Below are 1,305 nucleotides of genomic sequence, written 5' to 3'. Positions count from 1 at the left end.
AGAAGAGGAGATGCCAGATGGCCACAGGGGTTAAGAGAACGCAGCGCGATTACACGATGGCTTTTAAGCTGGCCGTCGTGGAGCAGGTGGAAAAAGGCGAGCTGACCTACAGAGAGGCGCAGGCGCGCTATGGGATCCAGGGTCGCTCGACCGTTCTGGTCTGGTTGCGCAAGCATGGTCGCCAGAACTGGGGGCCGGTGGCACACTACGGTGGTATGACCAAGCCAACTCGCCCCTCGCCAAGCCAGCCCCTGACGCCGGAGCAACGGATCAAGGAGCTGGAAACCCTGCTCAAAGAGTCCGAGGAGAAATCCCTGTTCTTTGAAGCGGTGATCGACGTGCTCGAGAAGGACTACGGGGTGCGCGTCGTAAAAAAGCCTTTGGGCAAGTCCTCGCGCAAGCGTCCGTCGAAGGATTGAGCGTCTCGAGGGCTTGCCGTTACATGGGCGTGAGCCGTCAAGCCCACTACCAGTGGCAGCGCCGAAGAGCGGCCGATGAGCGCAAACACGAGCGCATCGTGGCGCTGGTCAAGCATAGGCGGATGCGTCAGCCTAAAATGGGGACGCGCAAGCTGCACCACCTGATTTCCCCGGCGTTGTGCGCAGAGGGCATCGGTATTGGACGCGATGCACTGTTCGATCTGCTACGCGCCCGTCGCCTGCTGGTGCCGACCCGGCGCGCCTATCACAAGACGACAGACAGCCACCATCGCTTCAGGCGCCATCCGAACCTGCTCAAAGCTGGTCCCGAGCAAGTCCGACCCCAAGGTAGCGAGCAGGTTTGGGTTGCCGACATCACTTACCTGCCCACACGGGAGCGCTGCGCTTATCTTAGCTTGGTCACCGATGCGTACTCGCGCAAGATCGTCGGCTACCACGTCCATGACAGCCTGCACGCCGAGCACGTCGCCAAGGCGCTGAAGATGGCGCTCAGGAGGCGACTCACGAGCGGGCCGCTTGTGCACCATTCTGATCGCGGCATTCAGTATTGCTCAAACGAGTACCAGCGCATTCACCGCAAGCATGGACTGAGGTGTTCAATGACCGATGGCTACGACTGCTACCAGAATGCCTTGGCTGAACGCGTCAATGGCATTCTCAAGAACGAACTGCTACTCCAGGTGCCGCTGGATTTGCACCAAGCTCGTCAGATGGTGGACCAGTCCGTCGCCATCTACAACGCCGAGCGCCCGCACTGCTCGCTACAATTGAAAACGCCCGATGAGGTTCATCGGGCGTCGTCTAAAACCAGTCGATAGACTGTTGATCGTCCTAAATTGGTGTCAACGCTATTTAGGACGGGTCA

At 59.5% G+C, this 1,305-nt stretch carries 1 protein-coding gene; it reads left to right on the top strand.

The features are described from left to right. Positions 1–17 precede the first annotated feature (17 nt). A protein-coding gene (locus tag AC22G6_RS21760; RefSeq protein ID WP_487368496.1) for an IS3 family transposase occupies positions 18–1,258 on the top strand; the annotation gives its coding sequence in 2 pieces (ribosomal slippage) (positions 18–390 and positions 390–1,258; 1,242 coding nt in all). Positions 1,259–1,305 lie beyond the last annotated feature (47 nt).

This window comes from Parazoarcus sp. PS-13 R2A, assembly GCF_057621855.1.
The sequence above is the reverse complement of the archived record's forward strand: the minus strand, read 5'-3'. Positions and strand labels throughout refer to the sequence as shown.